At 66.1% G+C, this 17497-nt stretch carries 12 protein-coding genes; 10 read left to right on the top strand and 2 right to left on the bottom strand.

Translation table 11 applies throughout. The features are described 5' to 3' along the window. Window positions 1-33 precede the first annotated feature (33 nt). The 9 genes from ACTXPP_RS10215 (at window position 34) to ACTXPP_RS10175 (ending at window position 12770) form a co-directional block, all read left to right on the top strand. Entirely contained in the window at window positions 34-1833 is a 1800-nt protein-coding gene (locus tag ACTXPP_RS10215) for a BCCT family transporter (protein ID WP_443342031.1), read from the top strand. Between the two features lie 119 nt (window positions 1834-1952). Continuing rightward, window positions 1953-3818: a methionine--tRNA ligase gene (gene metG / locus ACTXPP_RS10210; RefSeq protein WP_441609515.1), complete on the top strand. Its 1866-nt coding sequence runs from the start codon at window positions 1953-1955 to the stop codon at window positions 3816-3818. A 20-nt stretch (window positions 3819-3838) separates the two neighbouring features. Then, window positions 3839-4675, top strand: coding sequence for a TatD family hydrolase (locus ACTXPP_RS10205; protein WP_441609513.1), 837 nt, complete (start codon window positions 3839-3841; stop codon window positions 4673-4675). A 317-nt stretch (window positions 4676-4992) separates the two neighbouring features. Beyond that, the gene (locus ACTXPP_RS10200) at window positions 4993-6144 is read left to right on the top strand and encodes a resuscitation-promoting factor (protein WP_301520245.1); all 1152 of its coding nucleotides are present in this window, start codon (window positions 4993-4995) and stop codon (window positions 6142-6144) included. Window positions 6145-6219: 75 nt separating this feature from the next. Further along, a complete protein-coding gene (gene rsmA / locus ACTXPP_RS10195; protein ID WP_441609511.1) occupies window positions 6220-7179 on the top strand; it encodes a 16S rRNA (adenine(1518)-N(6)/adenine(1519)-N(6))-dimethyltransferase RsmA in 960 nt (319 codons plus the stop codon). Beyond that, a complete protein-coding gene (locus ACTXPP_RS10190; RefSeq protein ID WP_441609509.1) occupies window positions 7176-8282 on the top strand; it encodes a 4-(cytidine 5'-diphospho)-2-C-methyl-D-erythritol kinase in 1107 nt (368 codons plus the stop codon). The genes rsmA and ACTXPP_RS10190 overlap by 4 nt, the downstream gene beginning before the upstream one ends. A gap of 101 nt (window positions 8283-8383) precedes the next feature. Further along, complete coding sequence (locus ACTXPP_RS10185; RefSeq protein WP_441609507.1) at window positions 8384-10318, top strand: ABC-F family ATP-binding cassette domain-containing protein; 1935 nt, start codon at window positions 8384-8386, stop codon at window positions 10316-10318. A 197-nt stretch (window positions 10319-10515) separates the two neighbouring features. Next, window positions 10516-12354, top strand: coding sequence for an alpha/beta hydrolase (locus ACTXPP_RS10180; protein ID WP_441609505.1), 1839 nt, complete (start codon window positions 10516-10518; stop codon window positions 12352-12354). A gap of 92 nt (window positions 12355-12446) precedes the next feature. Further along, window positions 12447-12770, top strand: coding sequence for a putative quinol monooxygenase (locus tag ACTXPP_RS10175; RefSeq protein ID WP_301520243.1), 324 nt, complete (start codon window positions 12447-12449; stop codon window positions 12768-12770). A gap of 31 nt (window positions 12771-12801) precedes the next feature. Here the strand turns inward: ACTXPP_RS10175 and ACTXPP_RS10170 are convergent, their stop codons facing one another. Further along, the gene (locus ACTXPP_RS10170; RefSeq protein WP_443342037.1) at window positions 12802-14217 is read right to left on the bottom strand and encodes an HNH endonuclease signature motif containing protein; all 1416 of its coding nucleotides are present in this window, start codon (window positions 14215-14217) and stop codon (window positions 12802-12804) included. 354 nt (window positions 14218-14571) lie between these two features. Here ACTXPP_RS10170 and ppk2 point away from each other — a divergent pair, with 354 nt between their 5' ends. Next, the gene (ppk2, locus tag ACTXPP_RS10165) at window positions 14572-15435 is read left to right on the top strand and encodes a polyphosphate kinase 2 (protein ID WP_441609501.1); all 864 of its coding nucleotides are present in this window, start codon (window positions 14572-14574) and stop codon (window positions 15433-15435) included. A gap of 130 nt (window positions 15436-15565) precedes the next feature. Here the strand turns inward: ppk2 and ACTXPP_RS10160 are convergent, their stop codons facing one another. Continuing rightward, window positions 15566-17446, bottom strand: a complete 1881-nt coding sequence (locus tag ACTXPP_RS10160; RefSeq protein ID WP_301498036.1) for an AMP-dependent synthetase/ligase — start codon at window positions 17444-17446, stop codon at window positions 15566-15568. Between the last annotated feature and the right edge of the window lie 51 nt (window positions 17447-17497).

Genomic DNA, 17497 nt, shown 5'->3' with positions numbered 1-17497 from the left:
TGTGTGTCCACAGACTATGGCACAGTAGACCGCATGTCCGTTTCAGAAGAGTATCCAGAGAACGACGAGAACCGGGAGGTTTCCGGTGCCTCGTCGGATCAGGCAGACGTCGCTGGGACCTCCATTGATGATCTCACCGCTCAGGAACTGAGCAAGGAGAAGATCTCCCCGGTCGCGATCGACAGCATGCTGCCCCCGCCCGCAGAGGACAAGAACGCGAAGGTCGACAAGGCCGTCGTGTTCTTCGCCGGGTTGATCGTCGCCGCCGTCTTCGTGTGGGCCCTTGCCGCACCCGACAACTTCGCCAGCGTGGCCAACCAGGCCCTCGACTTCGTGGTGACGGACTTCGGTTGGGTGTACGTCCTCGCCGGAACGATCTTCGTGTTCTTCATCCTGTGGGTGGCGCTGAGCAAGTTCGGCAATGTGCGACTTGGCCAGGACAATGAACGACCGGAGTTCAACGCGGCCAGTTGGATCGCGATGCTCTTCGCCGCCGGCATGGGCATCGGCCTGATGTTCTTCGGCACCGCTGAGCCGATGAACTTCTACATCAACGGTGTGCCCGGTGAGGCCTCGGAGAGTGTGCCGGTGTCCATGGCCACCACCATGTTCCACTGGACGCTGCACCCTTGGGCGATCTACGCCATCGTCGGCCTGGCCATCGCCTACGGAACCTTCCGCCTTGGACGTAAGCAGCTGCTGAGCTCCGCCTTCATCCCGCTGATCGGTGTTCGCCGGGCCGAGGGCTGGCTCGGTAAGCTGATTGACGTTCTGTCGATCTTCGCCACCGTATTCGGTACCGCCGCTTCCCTGGGCCTGGGTGCGCTGCAGATTGCTTCGGGCCTCGACGCCACCGACATCGTCCATGACCCGGGTACGGGTTGGCTGCTGCTGATCATCGGTGTCCTCGGCGTGTGCTACCTGATCTCCGCCTTCTCCGGTGTGAGCAAGGGTGTCCAGTACCTGTCGAACCTCAACATGGTGCTCGCAGCCATCCTGGCGTTCTTCGTTCTGGTCCTCGGACCGACCGTGGTCATCATGAACACCATCCCGACCTCCTTCGGCAACTACATCCAGGAGTTCTTCGGCATGGCGGGACGCACCGCCGACTCCGCGCCGGGTATGGCCGAGTGGCTGTCAGGCAACACCCTGTTCTACTGGGCATGGTGGATCTCCTGGTCCCCGTTCGTCGGTACCTTCATCGCCCGTATCTCCCGCGGCCGTACCGTCCGCGAGTTCATCCTCGTGGTTCTGCTGGTCCCGACCGCGGTCTCGGTCGTCTGGTTCTCCATCTTCGGTGGTAGCGCGATCCACAAGCAGGACCAGGGTTCCGACATCTACGGCGACGGCACCTCCGAGACCATGCTGTTCAACCTGCTGTACGACCTGCCGCTGGGTGGGCTCACCTCGATCATCGCGATGATCATGCTGGCTACGTTCTTCATCACCTCGGCGGACTCTGCGTCCACCGTGATGGGCACCATGAGCCAGAACGGCAAAGTGGTGGCCGACCGCAAGATCACCGTGCTGTGGGGTCTGATGACCGGCCTCCTCGCGGTGGTGCTGCTGGTCTCCGGCGGTGAGGAGGCCCTGGACAGCCTGCAGACCGTGACGATCCTGGCGGCCAGCCCCTTCGTGATCCTGATCCTGTTCCTGTGTCTGGCGCTGTACAAGGGCCTGTCCCAGGACCCGATGTTCCTCGACGAGAAGCAGAAGCGCGCCTTCGGCCTGCGTCTGGCACGTGAGCGTCGCCACCAGGAGACAGCCGGGGCCCGCCAGTCCCGGGAGAAGCGCAACCGGGAGAAACAGGAGCCCAAGAAGCCGACGAAGTAGGACCGGCTGAGCGGTACCCGGCGCTGCATCCGGCGCCTCGGTGGACGGTATCCAGTCCGCGCTGCAGCCAAGTAACCCCTGGTGTGCCACGACGGCACACCAGGGGTTACTCTGTTGGCATGTCGAAACACGTCCTCACCGCTGTCGCCTGGCCGTACGCCAACGGTCCCCGTCACATCGGACACGTCGCCGGATTCGGCGTCCCGTCCGATGTCTTCGCCCGGTTCCAGCGAATGTCGGGCAACGAGGTGCTGATGGTCTCCGGCACCGACGAGCACGGCACCCCGCTGCTGGTCCAGGCGGAGAAGGAGGGCGTGAGCGTCCAGGAGCTCGCCGACCGCTACAACCGCATCATCGTCGAGGACCTCGCCGGACTCGGCCTGTCCTACGACCTGTTCACCCGCACCACCACCCGTAACCACTATGCGGTGGTGCAGGAGCTGTTCCGCGGCCTCAACGACAACGGCTACATGGTCCTCCAGACCACCACGGGTGCGATCAGCCCGTCCACCGGCCGTACCCTGCCCGACCGCTTCATCGAGGGCACCTGCCCGCTGTGTGGTGCCACCGACGCCCGCGGTGACCAGTGCGACAACTGCGGTAACCAGCTCGACCCCGCCGACCTGATCGACCCGCGCTCCAAGATCAACGGCGAGACCCCGGACTTCGTCGAGACCGAGCACTTCATGCTCGACCTGCCGGCCCTGGGCGACGCCCTGTCGGAGTGGTTGGGCGAGCGCGAAGGGTGGCGTCCCAACGTCCTGAACTTCTCGCTGAACCTGCTCAAGGACATGCGCCCGCGGGCGATGAGCCGCGACATCGACTGGGGCGTCCCGGTGCCGATCGAGGGCTGGCAGGACAACAACGCCAAGAAGCTCTACGTGTGGTTCGATGCGGTCGTCGGCTACCTCTCCGCCTCCATCGAGTGGGCCTACCGCACCGGTGACCCCGAGGCATGGCGCAAGTGGTGGGGCGACCCGGAGGCCCTGTCCTACTACTTCATGGGCAAGGACAACATCACCTTCCACTCCCAGATCTGGCCCGGTGAGCTCCTCGGTTACGCCGGTTCCGGCGCCAAGGGTGGTGAGGCCGGCGAGTTCGGTGAGCTTAACCTGCCGACCGAGGTCGTCTCCTCGGAGTTCCTCACCATGTCCGGCTCGAAGTTCTCCTCGTCGAAGGGCGTGGTGATCTACGTCCGCGACTTCCTGGAGACCTTCGGCCCGGACGCCCTGCGCTACTTCATCGCCGTCGCGGGTCCGGAGAACATGGACACCGACTTCACCTGGGACGAGTTCGTCCGCCGGATCAACACCGAGCTGGCCAACGGCTGGGGCAACCTGGTCAACCGCACGGTGTCGATGGCGCACAAGAACTTCGGGGAGATCCCGGTGGCCGGGTCGTTCACCGACGAGGACCGCGATCTGCTGGACGATGCTGCCGCAGCGTTCGCCAAGGTCGGGGAGTGCCTGGAGCACTCGCGGTTCAAGGCAGGTATCGCCGAGGCCATGCGCATCGTGGACCGCGGCAACCAGTACATCGCCGCCCAGGAGCCGTGGAAGCTGGCTAAGGCTGCGAAGGGGACGGAGGACACTGCCGCTGATCCGGCGGCCCGTGACCGTCTGGCCACCGTCCTGCACACCGCGCTGCAGATCGTCTCGGACGCCAACACCCTGCTGACCCCGTACCTGCCGTTCTCCGCCCAGCAGGTCTTCGAGACCCTCGGCGGCACCGGCGTGTGGGCTGCCCAGCCGAAGGTCGTGGAGGTCACCGACGACTCCCCGCGCACCCCGGTCGGCGTGGGCCTGCCGGAGGCCGGACGCAGCTACCCGGTGATCATGGGTGACTACGACGAGCAGCAGGCCCACTGGGGTCGTACCGAACTGGTCGCCGGTTCCCCGCTGTCCAAGCCGTCCCCGCTGTTCACCAAGCTGGACGCCGAGCTCGCCGAGACCGGCCCGGAGTGGGCCCGCGTCGAGACGGACTAGTTGCAACTACGCTAGCTGGCATGTCCGCCAAGAAGAAGCGTCCGACCCCTGTCCCGCCCGAGCCGCTGCCGCAGCTCTTCGACGCCCACACCCACCTGGCGTCCTGCAAGGCCACCACCGCCGACGAGGTGCGGGAGATCGTCGACCGGGCGGCGGCGACCGGGGTGCAGGGGATCTGCACCGTCGGTGACGGGATTGAGGAGGCAGAGCTTGCGCTGCAGGCCGCCCACCACGACGAGCGGGTCTATGCGGCCTGTGCTGTCCACCCCACCCGCTCCCACGAGCTCACCGAGGACGTCCGCACCCGGATTCGTGACCTCGTCGCCGACGATCGCTGCGTGGCGGTGGGGGAGACCGGCCTGGACACCTACTGGATCACGCACGACCCGGAGGACACCGCCGACCTGGAGACGCAGGAGGAGGCGCTGCGCTGGCACATGGCCCTGGCCCACGAGGTCGGCAAGCCGCTGATGATCCACAACCGTGAGGCAGACGACGACCTGATGCGCGTGCTCAATGATGCGCCGGACGACCTCACCGTGATGCTGCACTGCTTCTCCTCGCCGCTGGAGGTCGCCCGCGAGGCGATCGACCGCGGGTACTACCTCAGCTTCTGCGGCAACGTCACCTTCAAGCGCAACGGTGAACTGCGCGAGGCCGCCGCACTGGTGCCGGCTGACCGGATCCTGGTGGAGACCGATGCGCCGTACATGACCCCGGAGCCCTTCCGCGGGGCGCGGAATGAACCGATCTTCGTCGGCTACACCGCGCGTTGTCTCGCAGAGGCCCGCGGTATTTCACCGGAGGAGGCTGGCGAGATCGTCACACAGAACGCCCGGACGCTCTACGGCATCTGATACCCCGGGTGGTGCGTCGCGCGCCACGCCACACAGGGCGCCCCGTGATGGGCGCGTGATTCGTGCGTGACTCCCGCGTGATTCGCGGGTGATGCGCCACGGTAGAAAAGTGGTGCATGAGACGGCTGTGACCACAGTTGCCCCGTGTTCTCCATGACGTGTGAGGGTGGCGACATTTTCCGGGGAATATTCGCCAATGGGTTGGCCTGCGGGCGATCGTTACCGTATCGTTATCGAAGTTACGGAATCGAGACGTCTAACCGCAGACGCTAGAAAGTGGCGGCGCGCCCCGCAGCGCCGCCGGAGGTAGATAACGAGTGTCCCCCAAGAAGAAGTCCAGCCTTCACCGGATCAACACCACCAACTCCATGCCGCTGCGCATGGCGACCGGCGGCATGCTTGCCGTCCTCGCCGTCGGTGGCACCGTTGCCGCCACCAACCACAAGGACGTCAGCCTCGACGTCAACGGGGAACAGATCAACACCACCGCCTGGTCCGGTGACGTCCGCGACCTGCTCGCCGACAACGACATCGAGTTCTCCGACAAAGACCTGATCACCCCGGGTCTCGACGAGTCGGTCGAGAACAACTCGACCATCTCCGTCCGCTCCGCCCGCCAGGTCTCCGTCACCGTCGACGGCCAGCTGCGCGACATCGACACCACGTCGCTCACGGTCTCCGAACTTCTCGCTGAGCTGGGCTACGACAACGCCAACGCCGCCCTGTCTGCCGGTGCGAACTCCTCCATCCCGACCGATGGCATGGAGCTCGACATCACCACCCCGCGTGAGTTCACCCTCAACGACGGAGCCCCGGGCAAGGACCCCGCCCGTCTGAGCATGGCCGCGTCCACCGTCGGCGAGATGCTCGAGATGCGTGGCGCACCGCTGGGTCCGGACGACAAGGTCACCCCGGCCGCCGACGCCCCGCTGGAGCAGGGCACCCACGTCGAGGTCCATCGTGTTGCCACCGAGGAGCGCGAAGAGGAGCGGCCCTTCGACCCGCCGGAGAAGGTCACCGAGGACCCTGACATGCCCGAGGGCGAGGAAAAGGTCATCGAGAAGGGCTCCGCCGGTAAGGAGCGCGTCACCGTGCGCGTCACCGAGGTCAACGGCGAGGAGACCGACCGTGAGGTCATCGATCGCGAGGAGCTCGAGCCGGCCACCGAGCGCGTGGTCGTCCGCGGCACCAAGCGTGTCTCCGGTGCACCGTCCGTCGCCGATGGATCGGTGTGGGACGAGCTGGCTCAGTGTGAGGCGACCGGCGACTGGTCGATCAACACCGGCAACGGTTTCTCCGGTGGCCTGCAGTTCACCCCGTCCACCTGGGCGGCCTTCGGCGGCCACGAGTACGCCCCCGAGGCGCACATGGCCACCCGCGAGGAGCAGATCGCCGTGGCCGAGAAGGTCCAGGCGGGCCAGGGCTGGGGCGCGTGGCCAGCCTGCACCTCGAAGATGGGCCTGAGCTAATCATCCAGGCCAGTTACCCTGGTTAGTCTCCCTGGCTGGTAACTCCGGCCGCTGCTGCGGCTATCCTGGGGAGCTGTGGATACTTTCAACAGCGCGGAAAGCGACGGCAGCGGCGGCGACGGTAGTGCTGGCGTCCGGCTGCTCGGCCCCGGCGAGATCCGTGAACTGGCCGCCGAGCTCGACGTGACACCGACGAAGAGGCTGGGGCAGAACTTCGTCATCGACCCGAACACGGTGCGTCGTATCGTCACCGCCGCTGACCTGGCCGAGGACGATCACGTCGTGGAGGTCGGCCCCGGTCTCGGGTCGCTTACCCTGGCGCTGCTGGAGGCCGTCGGGCAGCTGACGGTGGTGGAGATCGACCCGCGCCTGGCCGGACGGCTCGAGCGCACCGTCGGCGAGTTCGCCCCGTCGCGAGCCGATGACCTCACCGTGGTCACCTCGGATGCGCTGAAGATCGCCGCGGACAACCCCGCCTTCGTCGACACCCCGCCGACCGCGCTGGTGGCGAACCTTCCGTACAACGTCTCTGTGCCGGTGCTGCTGCACCTGCTGGAGATCTTCCCCAGCATCCGCCGGGTGCTGGTCATGGTGCAGTTGGAGGTCGCCGACCGGCTGGCCGCCGACCCCGGCAGCAAGGTCTATGGCGTGCCCAGCGTCAAGGCGGGCTTCTATGGCCGGGTGCGTCGGGCCGGGGTGATCGGCAAGAACGTCTTCTGGCCGGCGCCGAAGATCGACTCGGGTCTGGTGCGCATCGACCGTTGGGCCGACGAGGACCGGCCCTGGCAGACCGAGCTGGAGCGTCTGGGGGAGGACGTCCTGCGTTCCGAACTCTTCGCCGTCACGGATGCCGCCTTCCTGCAGCGTCGCAAGACCTTGCGCGCCGCGCTGTCCGGCTACTTCGGTTCCGGACCAGAGGCTGAGGAGGTCCTCACCGCCGCCGGTATCGACCCGCGGGAGCGCGGCGAGAAGCTGGACACCGCCGCATTCGTGCGGCTGGCGGTGGCGTCGCTGGATCGGCGCGGATCGTCGTGAGCCTCCCGGACCTCGCCGAGTACACCTTCTCCGCCTACGCGGTGAGTGCCACGGCGCAGAGCAAGGTCAACCTGCACCTCTCGGTCGGTGATGTCCGGGATGACGGGTACCACGAGCTGGAGACGGTCTTCCACGCCCTCGACCTCACCGAGACCGTCACCGTGGCCGTCGACGACGGGGGACCCGCAGGGATGACACCGGGGAGCAGGGTGACTCTGGGCAGCGTGACCGGACGTGACGCAGGAAAAGTCACTGCCGAGGGCAATCTAGCGCTACGGGCGGCCACGCTGGTGCTGGACCGCTACCGTGACCATCTCGACCACGTCAGTCATCTTGACCACCGTGACCACCGGGACCACCGTGACCACAACCGGGCCGCGCCGGTTCCGTCGCTGAGCGTGTCGATCGACAAGCAGGTCCCCGTCGCCGGTGGCATGGCCAGCGGGTCAGCCGATGCGGCGGCGTCCCTGCTCGCCACCGTCGAACTGCTGCACGGACCCCGGGCAGCCGCCCACGGCTTCGACCAGACGCCGGCACCGAGTCCGGAGGAACTTCACGCAATGGCCGTGAGCCTCGGCGCGGACGTGCCCTTCTGCCTGCGTGGTGGCACCGCGTTGGGTCGTGGCATCGGCGATGACCTGGTCCCGGTCATGATCCGCGGTAGCTACCACTGGGCACTGGTGATGGACCCGCGGGGACTGTCCACCGCCGAGGTCTTCGCCCGGCTCGACACCCAACGCGACGCCGCAGCCCGCGGGGAGCGTCCGGACGTCCGGGCCCCGGCCCCCGAGGACGTCCAACGGGCACTGCTCAGCGGCGATCCGGACGTCCTGGCCGGTCACCTGCGCCATGCGGTGAATGACCTGCAGGCCCCCGCGATCAGTCTGCGTCCGGACCTGCGGGGTACCCTGGCCGCAGGACAGGATGCCGGTGCGTTGGCCTGTGTGGTCTCGGGATCGGGGCCGACGGTGGCCATGCTGTGCCGGGACCGGGCCCAGGCGGTGGACGTGGCGACCACCCTGGCGGCCGAAGGCGTCGGCGGACGCGCCGTCGCGACCGCCACCGCCACCTCCAGCCCGCACGGGGCGCGGCTGGTTGACTGAGTTCCGGAGCCCCGAGCGTCCTGAGTACACCAGAGACCCGACCGACCCCGACCGACCCCGACCGACCCCGACCGACAACGAGAGGACCGCTGCGACCTACCATGGCCGACGCACGCACCACCGGCAGCCCGGTGAACCTGATCAACCTGGAGAACGTCGAGAAGAGCTACGGGCTCACCACCCTGCTCGACCGGGTGAGCCTGGGAATCAACGTCGGCGACCGGATCGGGGTCGTCGGACTCAACGGTGGCGGCAAATCCACCCTGCTCAAGATCCTCTCCGGGGCGGACACCGCCGATGCCGGCCGGGTCTCGCGCAACAACGACCTGCGCATGGCCCGGGTCAGTCAGGACAGTGTGCTGGTCGGCGACACCATCGGTGCCTCGGTGGTGGAGCCGTTGGGACTGGAGACCTACGAGTGGGCGTCCGACCCGCGGGTGAGGTCGGTGCTGCACGGGCTGGGCATCCTCGACCTCGGCGACGGCACCGGCCTCGACGCGCCGGTGGACGCCCTGTCCGGCGGCGAACGCCGACGGGTGGGCCTGTCCGCTGCCCTGGTGCAGGACCTGGACCTGCTGATCCTCGACGAGCCCACCAACCACCTCGACGTCGAAGGTGTGCAGTGGCTGGCCGAGCACCTGTTGTCCCGGCGGTGCGCCCTGGTCGTGGTCACCCACGACCGCTGGTTCCTCGACACTGTCGCCAACCACACCTGGGAGGTGCATGACGGTGTGGTCGACGTCTACGAGGGCGGTTACAACGACTGGACTTTCGCCCGCGCCGAGCGGGCCCGGCAGGCCGACGCCGCCGAGCAGCGTCGCGCGAACCTGGCACGCAAGGAACTCGCCTGGCTGCGTCGCGGTGCCCCGGCCCGGACCTCCAAGCCGCGCTACCGGGTGGAGGCCGCCGAGGCCCTGATCAAGAACGTCCCGGCCCCGCGTGACTCGGTCGAGCTGATGAGCTTCGCCACCCGACGCCTCGGCAAGAAGGTCATCGAGCTGGAGGACGCCACCATCGAGACCCCGGATGGCCGACCCCTGGTCTCCGACCTGACATGGCGGTTGGGGCCCGGCGAACGAGTCGGCCTGGTCGGTGTCAACGGTTCCGGCAAGACCACCCTGCTGCGCACCCTGGCAGGGGAGTACGAGCTTTCCGAGGGGAAGCGCATCGAGGGACGCACCGTGCAGATCGGATGGTTGCGTCAGGAGCTCGACGACCTCGACCCGCAGCGTCGGTTGATCGACGCGGTGGAGGACGTCGCCACCCGGGTGCAGATCGGCGACAAGGAACTCACCGCCTCCCAGCTGGCCGAACGCCTGGGATTCTCCCCGAAGCGGCAACGAACCCCGGTCGGTGACCTCTCCGGTGGTGAGCGACGTCGACTGCAGCTGACGCGGGTGCTGATGGCCGAGCCGAACGTCCTGCTGCTCGACGAGCCCACCAACGACCTGGACATCGACACCCTGCAGGAACTCGAGAGCCTACTCGACGGCTGGGTCGGCACCATGGTCGTCATCTCGCACGACCGGTACCTGGTCGAGCGGATCTGTGACACCACCTGGGCACTGTTCGGCGACGGTAATCTGACGAACCTGCCTGGCGGGATCCAGCAGTACCTGGATGCTCGGGCGACCCAGGCGGCCGCGGAACAGCGCCACAGCGGGAACATGGATCTCGGCGGTGGAGCCGGTGGTGCCGGTGGAGCCGGTGGTGCTGGTAGTGCTGGCGGAGTCGACGGTGCCGGGGCTGGCTCCGGGTCTGATACTGCAGCGGCTCCGGCCCTGTCTGCGCAGGAGGACCGGGCGCTGGCGAAGGAACTCGGTGCACTGGAGCGCAAGATGTCCAAACTCGACAGCACCATCGGTGATCTCAACAACCGACTCGCCGATGCCGCCGCCCCGGCCGATGGACAGGTCGACACCGCTCTGCTGGCTGGCCTGGACCGTCAGCTCACCGCCGCGCGTGACGAACACGAGGAACTCGAGATGAGCTGGCTGGAGATCGCCGAGCAGCGGGAAGCCGGGCACGGTCGCTGAACGTTCGGCCGGGGCGTCCGACCACGGCGTCCGACTGCAACGTCCGACTGCAACGTCCGACTGCAACGTCCGACTGCGGTGTCCGATAATGGCAGTGGACAGTTCCCGCAGGTTGGTAGGGTGGGGTTAGTTGAACTGACGTATCAGGCACGAGGTAACCGCGACGCCTGCAATAAGGAATGGAGCGTAGGCGGAAGGTGAGTGAATCAGCGCCGCAGGAGGGCACGCACATCGTCCACGAAGATGACGATGGCGTGATTGTCCGACGGAAACACTCTGAGCCCCGCTCCTTCTTCCGTCGACTGCTGGAGCCGAGCCACTGGGGGCTGATCGTCGGTGGGCTGATGTTCGCCCTGTCACTGACACCATCCCTGCTGCCGCGCGACTGGCTGTTCCAGGGCGTCGCGGCCGGCCTATCTGCCGCCACAGGGCACCTCATCGGTGTGTTTCTGCAGTGGATCTGGGTGATGTGGATCCGCGACCTGGTCGAGCCCCTGTCTGTTTCACTGTCCAGGAGGTCGAGGGGGCGGATCTCGGAACGGTCCTGGTTCCGGTGGTTCAGGCTCGGGCTGCTGGCCACCATCGTCATTGCCCTGGTGGTGTGGGTTCTTATCGCGGTGCGCTGGCAACAGGAAATCGCCGGGATCATGGATGATCAGGCGTACACTGCCGCCGAGTTCCTGTTGGTTCTGCCGGTCGGCCTGGTGCTGTGGGCGCTGCTGTACCTGGTAGGCAATGCGATTGGCCGGCTCACGATCATCCTCGCCGGTGCAGTTCCTGGCCAACACACCCGTTACGGTCTGAAACTTGTCCTGTCCTGGTCCGCCGTGGCCATGGTCACGGTGTTGGTCGTGGACCAGGTGTTGCCCGGCACCATCGTGCGGGTCAGCGAGAACATCTTCTCGGTCCGTGACACGGAGATCCGTGAGGACCTGGTCAAGCCCCATGTCAGTGAGCGTTCCGGCGGGCCGGGGTCGCCGAACACCTGGGAGGAGCTTGGCGCCTACGGAACCAGGTTCACCGGCCTGGGGCTGTACAAGGACGAACTTGAGGAGCTGACCGGGCGTCCTTCCCGTGAGCCGATCCGGGTCTACGCCGGACTCAACAACGGTGACACCGACCGTGACAGGGCACTGAACGTTGTCTCCGAGCTGGAACGTACCGGTGCCGCAGACCGGGAGGCGCTGATGATCGCACCGACCACCGGCACCGGCTGGGTCAACCCGACTGCTGCGCAGGCCTTCGAGTTGATGTTCGACGGTGACACTGCCATCGCGGCTGACCAGTACTCCTACCTGCCCAGTGCCATCCAGTTCATCTCCGACCGCGATCAGGTGCGTAACGCTGGCAAGGAGCTGGTCACCGCGGTGGTCGACTGGTGGCATACCCTGCCGGAGGACGAGCGGCCGAAGATCTACGTCTACGGCGAGTCGATGGGAACCAGTGCAGGAGAGGGCGCTTTCTCCGGTATCCGCGACATCGCAGCTTCCGTGGACGGGGTGTTGTGGCTGGGCCCGCCGAACAGCAATGAGCTGTGGAGTGACCTGGTGACGCGTCGCGATCCGGGGACCTACGAGGCTGCCCCGCAGTACTCGGGTGGGATGATGGTCCGCTTCGCCGAGAACGGTCAGCAGGTCCAGGAGTGGATCGATGACCCGGATGGGGAGGATGGCACCTGGAACGACCCCCGGGTGCTGTATGTCCAGCACCCCTCGGACCCGGTGGTCTGGTGGTCGCCGGACCTGCTGTTCCGCGAACCTGACTGGTTGAAGGAGCCGGCAGGGTTCGACCGGTCGCCGACCATGCGCTGGATGCCGATCATCACTTTCTGGCAGGTCACCCTGGATCTGCCGCGGGCCGGCAACGTCCCCAACGGGCACGGTCACAACTACGGCACCACGGTGCTCGACGGCTTGGTTGCCGTCGCCGGCGAGGACCGTTTCTCGTTGGACGACCTGGAAGAACTACGTGAACAGTTGGAGACGGCCATGGAGGATCAGGGGCCGGAGAAGGAAGTCGGCGTCGACAACGACTGACCGGCCGCAGAGGTGCTGCGGGGCCGGGGACCGTGGCTGGGGCAGCTGCGGGGCCGGAGTTCGTGGTGTTTTGGGCGTGTAGAATCGTGGCCATGATCATGATTAACGTTCGTTTCCGCCCGCTGCCCGAGTATGTCGAGAACTTCCGTGATGTGGTGGACGAGTTCACCCAGGCCACCCGCGCTGAGGAGGGCAACCTGTGGTTCGACTGGTTCCGCGGTACCGATGATCCGTCGGAGTACTTTCTCGTGGAGGCGTTCAAGGACGGCAGCGATGTGGCGCACGTGCAGAGCGACCACTTCAAGGCCGCCTGTGAACTGTTCCCCACGGTGCTGAAGGAGACTCCGCAGATCATCAACACCAGCATCCCGGGCAAGAACGAGTGGGAGCGGATGGCTGAGTTTTCCGTGGAGTAGATCTTCTCCAGGTAGTATTCAGCCGTCAGTCTCAGGCGACATCGTCTGGACGGCTGTCGTCCGGGCGGTTGTGGTCCGGGTCGTCCTCGTCTGTGTCGGGGTGGTCCGGTATGTCGCGATCCGGATTGTCGTGGTCGGGAGCATCGTCATCAAGGGCATCGCGAACTTCCCTCCTGAGCGCATTCCCTGGATTGCGCCACACGGTGGGATGGTCATTGTGCTGTGGTTCCCGGTCGGAACTTTCGGTCACCGGGGGAATCCAGTCGACCCGTCGGCCACTGTCGCGCCGGGCGACCCTGGTCCACCACCTGTTCTCGTCGGTGCGGGAGTCATCCACCTGAGCATGCATGGCAGGCGAGACCAAGGTCAGGTTGTCGAGATCCGTCATACCTCCCTCGGACCACCCGTCGATGTGGTGGACGTGGCAATAGGCTGGTGCGGAGTCGGTCCCGGGGGCTGAACTGATGCCTTCCTCGCCGAGAAGTGCGAGATACTGGTCGACCGAGCCCAGCCGGCGAGACCGTCCGAATGACAGCGTCCGCCCTTCGAGGTCGAGTATCTGCAGGTAGGCCTGCAGGTTCTCGGGCTTGTTCAGGAGTGTCGCTGCCGGAATGTGCACACCGACATCGCTGAGCGCAGCACCCTTGCGCGAGGCAATCTGGTCGATCGACATGACTGCCACGATTGTCGTGGTGCCCCGGCCTGTCGACAGGACTTTCCCCGGTCCGTAGCCACTGTCCACAAGCGCCTCGAGGACATCATGGCGACGCTGTTCAGGGGAGCGGTCGTCTGCCGAGCTGGTGCCGTCATCGCCCCCGTTGTTTCCTGGATCCCCGTTCTCCCCGGTTTTGTCGTCGTGCCCGATTCCCCCGGTGCCTGCATGGTCGGCCATCAGCCGGTGCATCTTCGCGCTCAGCTCTGGGGTGAGAAGCCCACGGATCGGTGTCATTCCGTGAGTTCCTTGTGAGCCGATGGTCAGCGAGCGCTTCCGCTGGTGGTCTTCTTCGGTGTATGGCTCCTCGGCACCGACGAAGTCCAGGAGGAAGTGGCGCAGTGAGCGCACGACGTCCGGCCCCTGGCAGGTCACAAGGGTGGCGATGGGTTCGTCGGCTGCTGCGGTGATCTCGTCCTGGACGGACTCGGGAAGTGCCCGGATCTGCTTGTCGATCATCTCGACGGTGGAACCGTCCATGGCGCCGGAGGCCACTGCCTCCGCGATATGGGGCATGTGGTCAGGGTGGGGAGCTGACGGGTCGGCGCTCCACGGGTCCGGCCGTTCGCTGAGGTGCTGGGCGGCGGCGAGGCGGGTGCGGGCATCACTGAGGGTGGTGTTGAAGATGCGGGACATCAGTCGGGCGCGTCGCCGGGGGCCGGCGGGGAAGTACTCCTCGTAACTGGTGATGTACGCGGCATCGGCGGCGCTAAGCTTCTTGCGGGCACGTTCCAGCTGCTTAATCGCCGCGTTCCGGTCGTGGAGGCAGAGCCTCTCCCACGTGTCCGGGCCGTGTGCGATGATCGCTTCGGCGGCCTCCCCGAGTTTCCGATCGCCTCGAGAAGCTCAGTGGTGCTTCCGACGGAGGGCAACGTGGCGGTTCCCATGGTCAGTGCCCTCCTTCGCCCATCCAGCGACGAGCTTCGTCGCACATAGTATCGATTACTTGTCCCCGAATATTTACTTGATATTGCATACGACACTACTGTCCGAACGCATGTTCGTCAAGAGGTTATCTTCGATCTCTTCCATCGGTGGAGCGTGCGTGATTCACCCACCATTCCGTCCTCGCCGGTAGAATCAGGCAGCATGTCGTCGCGCACAAAGAAAGCCACCATGCCCGCAGAGGTCCCGTCCGGAGAACCCGGCGTCACCCCGCCGAAGTTGAAGAAGAAGGCCTACAACAAGCAGCTCAAGAAGCTGCAGGCCGACCTGGTCGACATGCAGCAGTGGGTGCGGGAGACCGGCGCCCGAGTGGTGATCATCATGGAGGGCCGCGACGCCGCTGGTAAGGGTTCGGCCATCAAGCGTCTCACCCAGTACCTCAACCCCCGATTCTGCCGGGTCGAGGCGTTGCCGGCGCCGACGTCCCGCGAGCAAGGTCAGTGGTACTTCCAGCGCTACGTGGAGAAGCTGCCGACCGCCGGGGAGATCGTGATCTTCGACCGCTCCTGGTACAACCGTGCCGGTGTCGAGCGCGTGATGGGCTTCTGCACTGCCGAGGAGTACCGGCGGTTCATCCACCAGGCGCCGATCTTCGAGCGTCTCTTGGTGGAGGACGGCATCATGCTGCGCAAGTACTGGTTCTCGGTGTCCGACGATGAGCAGATCCGCCGGTTCACCTCCCGCCGTGAGGATCCCCTGCGGCAGTGGAAGCTCTCGCCGATGGACCTGCAGTCGATCACCCGCTGGGAGGACTACTCCCGGGCGAAGGACGAGATGTTCGCCCACACCGACACACCGACCGCCCCCTGGTACACGGTGGAGAGCGAGGACAAGAAGCGCTCCCGGATCAACGTGATCAGCCACCTGCTGTCGTCGGTGCCGTGGGAGCGGGTGGAGCACACCCCGCCGGAGATTCCGGATCGTCCGGAATCCAGCAGTGACTACGAGCGCCCGCCGCGCACCGAGTTCCGGTACGTGCCGGACGTCGCGGCCAACCTGGAGAAATAACCAGCCTGGAGAAGTAACCAGCCTGGAGAAGCAGCGGGAGCGAGGCACAAGATAACCGGCCGGACCACGAAGGTCCGGCCGGTTTCTTCACCTTCGGCCCCGGCAGACTCGGCGGCCCCGGGAAGTACAGCTAGGCCGCACCCTCGGCGTAGTGCGCGTCAATCTCACGGCCGAAGTGCTCGTCGACCACCTTGCGCTTCAGCTTCAGCGACGGCGTCAGCTCCTGGTACTCCACCGCGAGGTCGCGGTGCAGGACGGTGAACTTCTTGATCTGCTCCCACCGGTTCAGGTGGGTGTTCAACTCGTCGATGTAGCCCTGCACCAGCTTCTCCACTTCCGGGGAGCTGACGATGGTGGCGTAGTCGCCGGTGACACCGTTGCGCTCGCCCCAGGCGGTGATGGCATCGACGTCCAAGGTAACCAGGGCGGAGACGAAGTTGCGGTTGTTGCCGATGACCACCATCTGGCTGGCGACCGGGCACAGGCCCTTGAACTGTGCTTCGATCTGGGCGGGCGCGACGTACTTACCGTTGGAGGTCTTGAAGAGCTCCTTCTTGCGGTCGGTGATCTTCACCCGTCCCAGGTCGTCGATCTCGCCGATGTCACCGGTGCTGAACCAGCCCTCGCTGTCGAGGACCTCGGCGGTCGCCTCCGGGTTGTTGTGGTAGCCGTCCATCACTCCGGGGCCGCGCAGCTGGATCTCCCCGTCCTCGGCGATCCGGGCCTCGATGCCCTCCAGGGGCGGTCCGACGCGGCCGGCCGCGTACACCTCCGGGCGGGTCAGGCAGCTCGCCGCACTGGTCTCGGTCAGCCCGTAGCCCTCGAGGATCTGCATTCCCGCGGCACCGAACCAGCGGGCGATGTCGGTGTTCAGCGCGGCGGAACCGGAGATGAAGTACCGGACGTTGTCACCGAAACGCTCCCGGATCTTCGACATGATGATCTTGTCGCCCAGCTTCGCCTGGAAGCGCACCCAGCCGCTGGCCGAGCCGACACCGTTGTCGGCGTCGAAGACCTGGACGCACACGCGGCTGGCCCAGTGGAAAAGCTTCTCCTTGATCCCGCCGTCGGTGGCCATCATCGTGGCGATACCGTTGTAGGCCTTCTCGAAGATGCGCGGCGCCGAACCCATGAATGTCGGCTTGACGACCCCCAGGTTGGACACGATCTTGTCCAACCGTCCGTCGATGGCGGTCTCGAAGCCGAAGTGGATCGGCAGCACCAGCAGCAGCTTGCCCATCACATGCGCCAGGGGCAGCCAGAGGAACTGCTTGTCGTCGATGGTCAGCATCTTCTCGTCACCGGTGTTGGATGTCGCGTCCACCGCGTATGCCTCGAACACCCACACCCGGTGTGGCAGTCGCACACCCTTCGGACGGCCGGTGGTTCCGGAGGTGTAGATCAGGGTGGCGAGGTGCTCCAGGCGGGTGGAGTCGATCCGCTCGTCGATGCATCCGGGGTTGGCGTCCAGGTGCTCGACGCCGCGGCGACGCAGGTCGTCGAGGCTGATGGCCCACTCGGGGTCGGCCTCGGCCGGCAACTCGCCGGTGAGCAGGATGATGCCGCGGACCTTGGGCAGCTCCTCGCGCAGGGCGGTGACTTTCTCCAGTTGCTCGGTATCCTCGACGAAGACCACCTGGGTGTCGGAGTCGTCCAGGATGAACTGGACATCCTCCGGGATCGTGGTGGGGTAGACGGTGACCGTTGCCGCAGAGGCGTACATGATGCCGTAGTTCGCCAGGGCCCACTCGTAACGGGTGGCGCAGGCGATGGCGACGCGCTCCTCGGGATCGATGCCCAGGGAGATCAGTCCGGCACCGACCTCGGAGGCCTGGGCGCCGAGCTCGCCCCAGGTGACGGCCTCCCAGTTCTCGTTGTCATCGGGGAAGCTGTACGCGCGCCGGTCGGGGGTCTCGCTGATCCGGTGGCGCAGCATGTGGCCGACGGACTGGATCTCCGGGTCCAGTACGACGGCTTGAGGTGTGTTGCTCCCGGTGGGCGCGGTAGTCATGGTGTCTCCATCCATAAAGTGTTTGCCGTTGAAGTGTTGCGCTTCACAGTA

It is taken from the genome of Candidatus Corynebacterium faecigallinarum (genome assembly GCF_052264515.1).
Classification (GTDB): domain Bacteria; phylum Actinomycetota; class Actinomycetes; order Mycobacteriales; family Mycobacteriaceae; genus Corynebacterium; species Corynebacterium faecigallinarum.
Note: the sequence above shows the minus strand (reverse complement) of the source record. Positions and strands in the feature narration are given on the sequence as shown.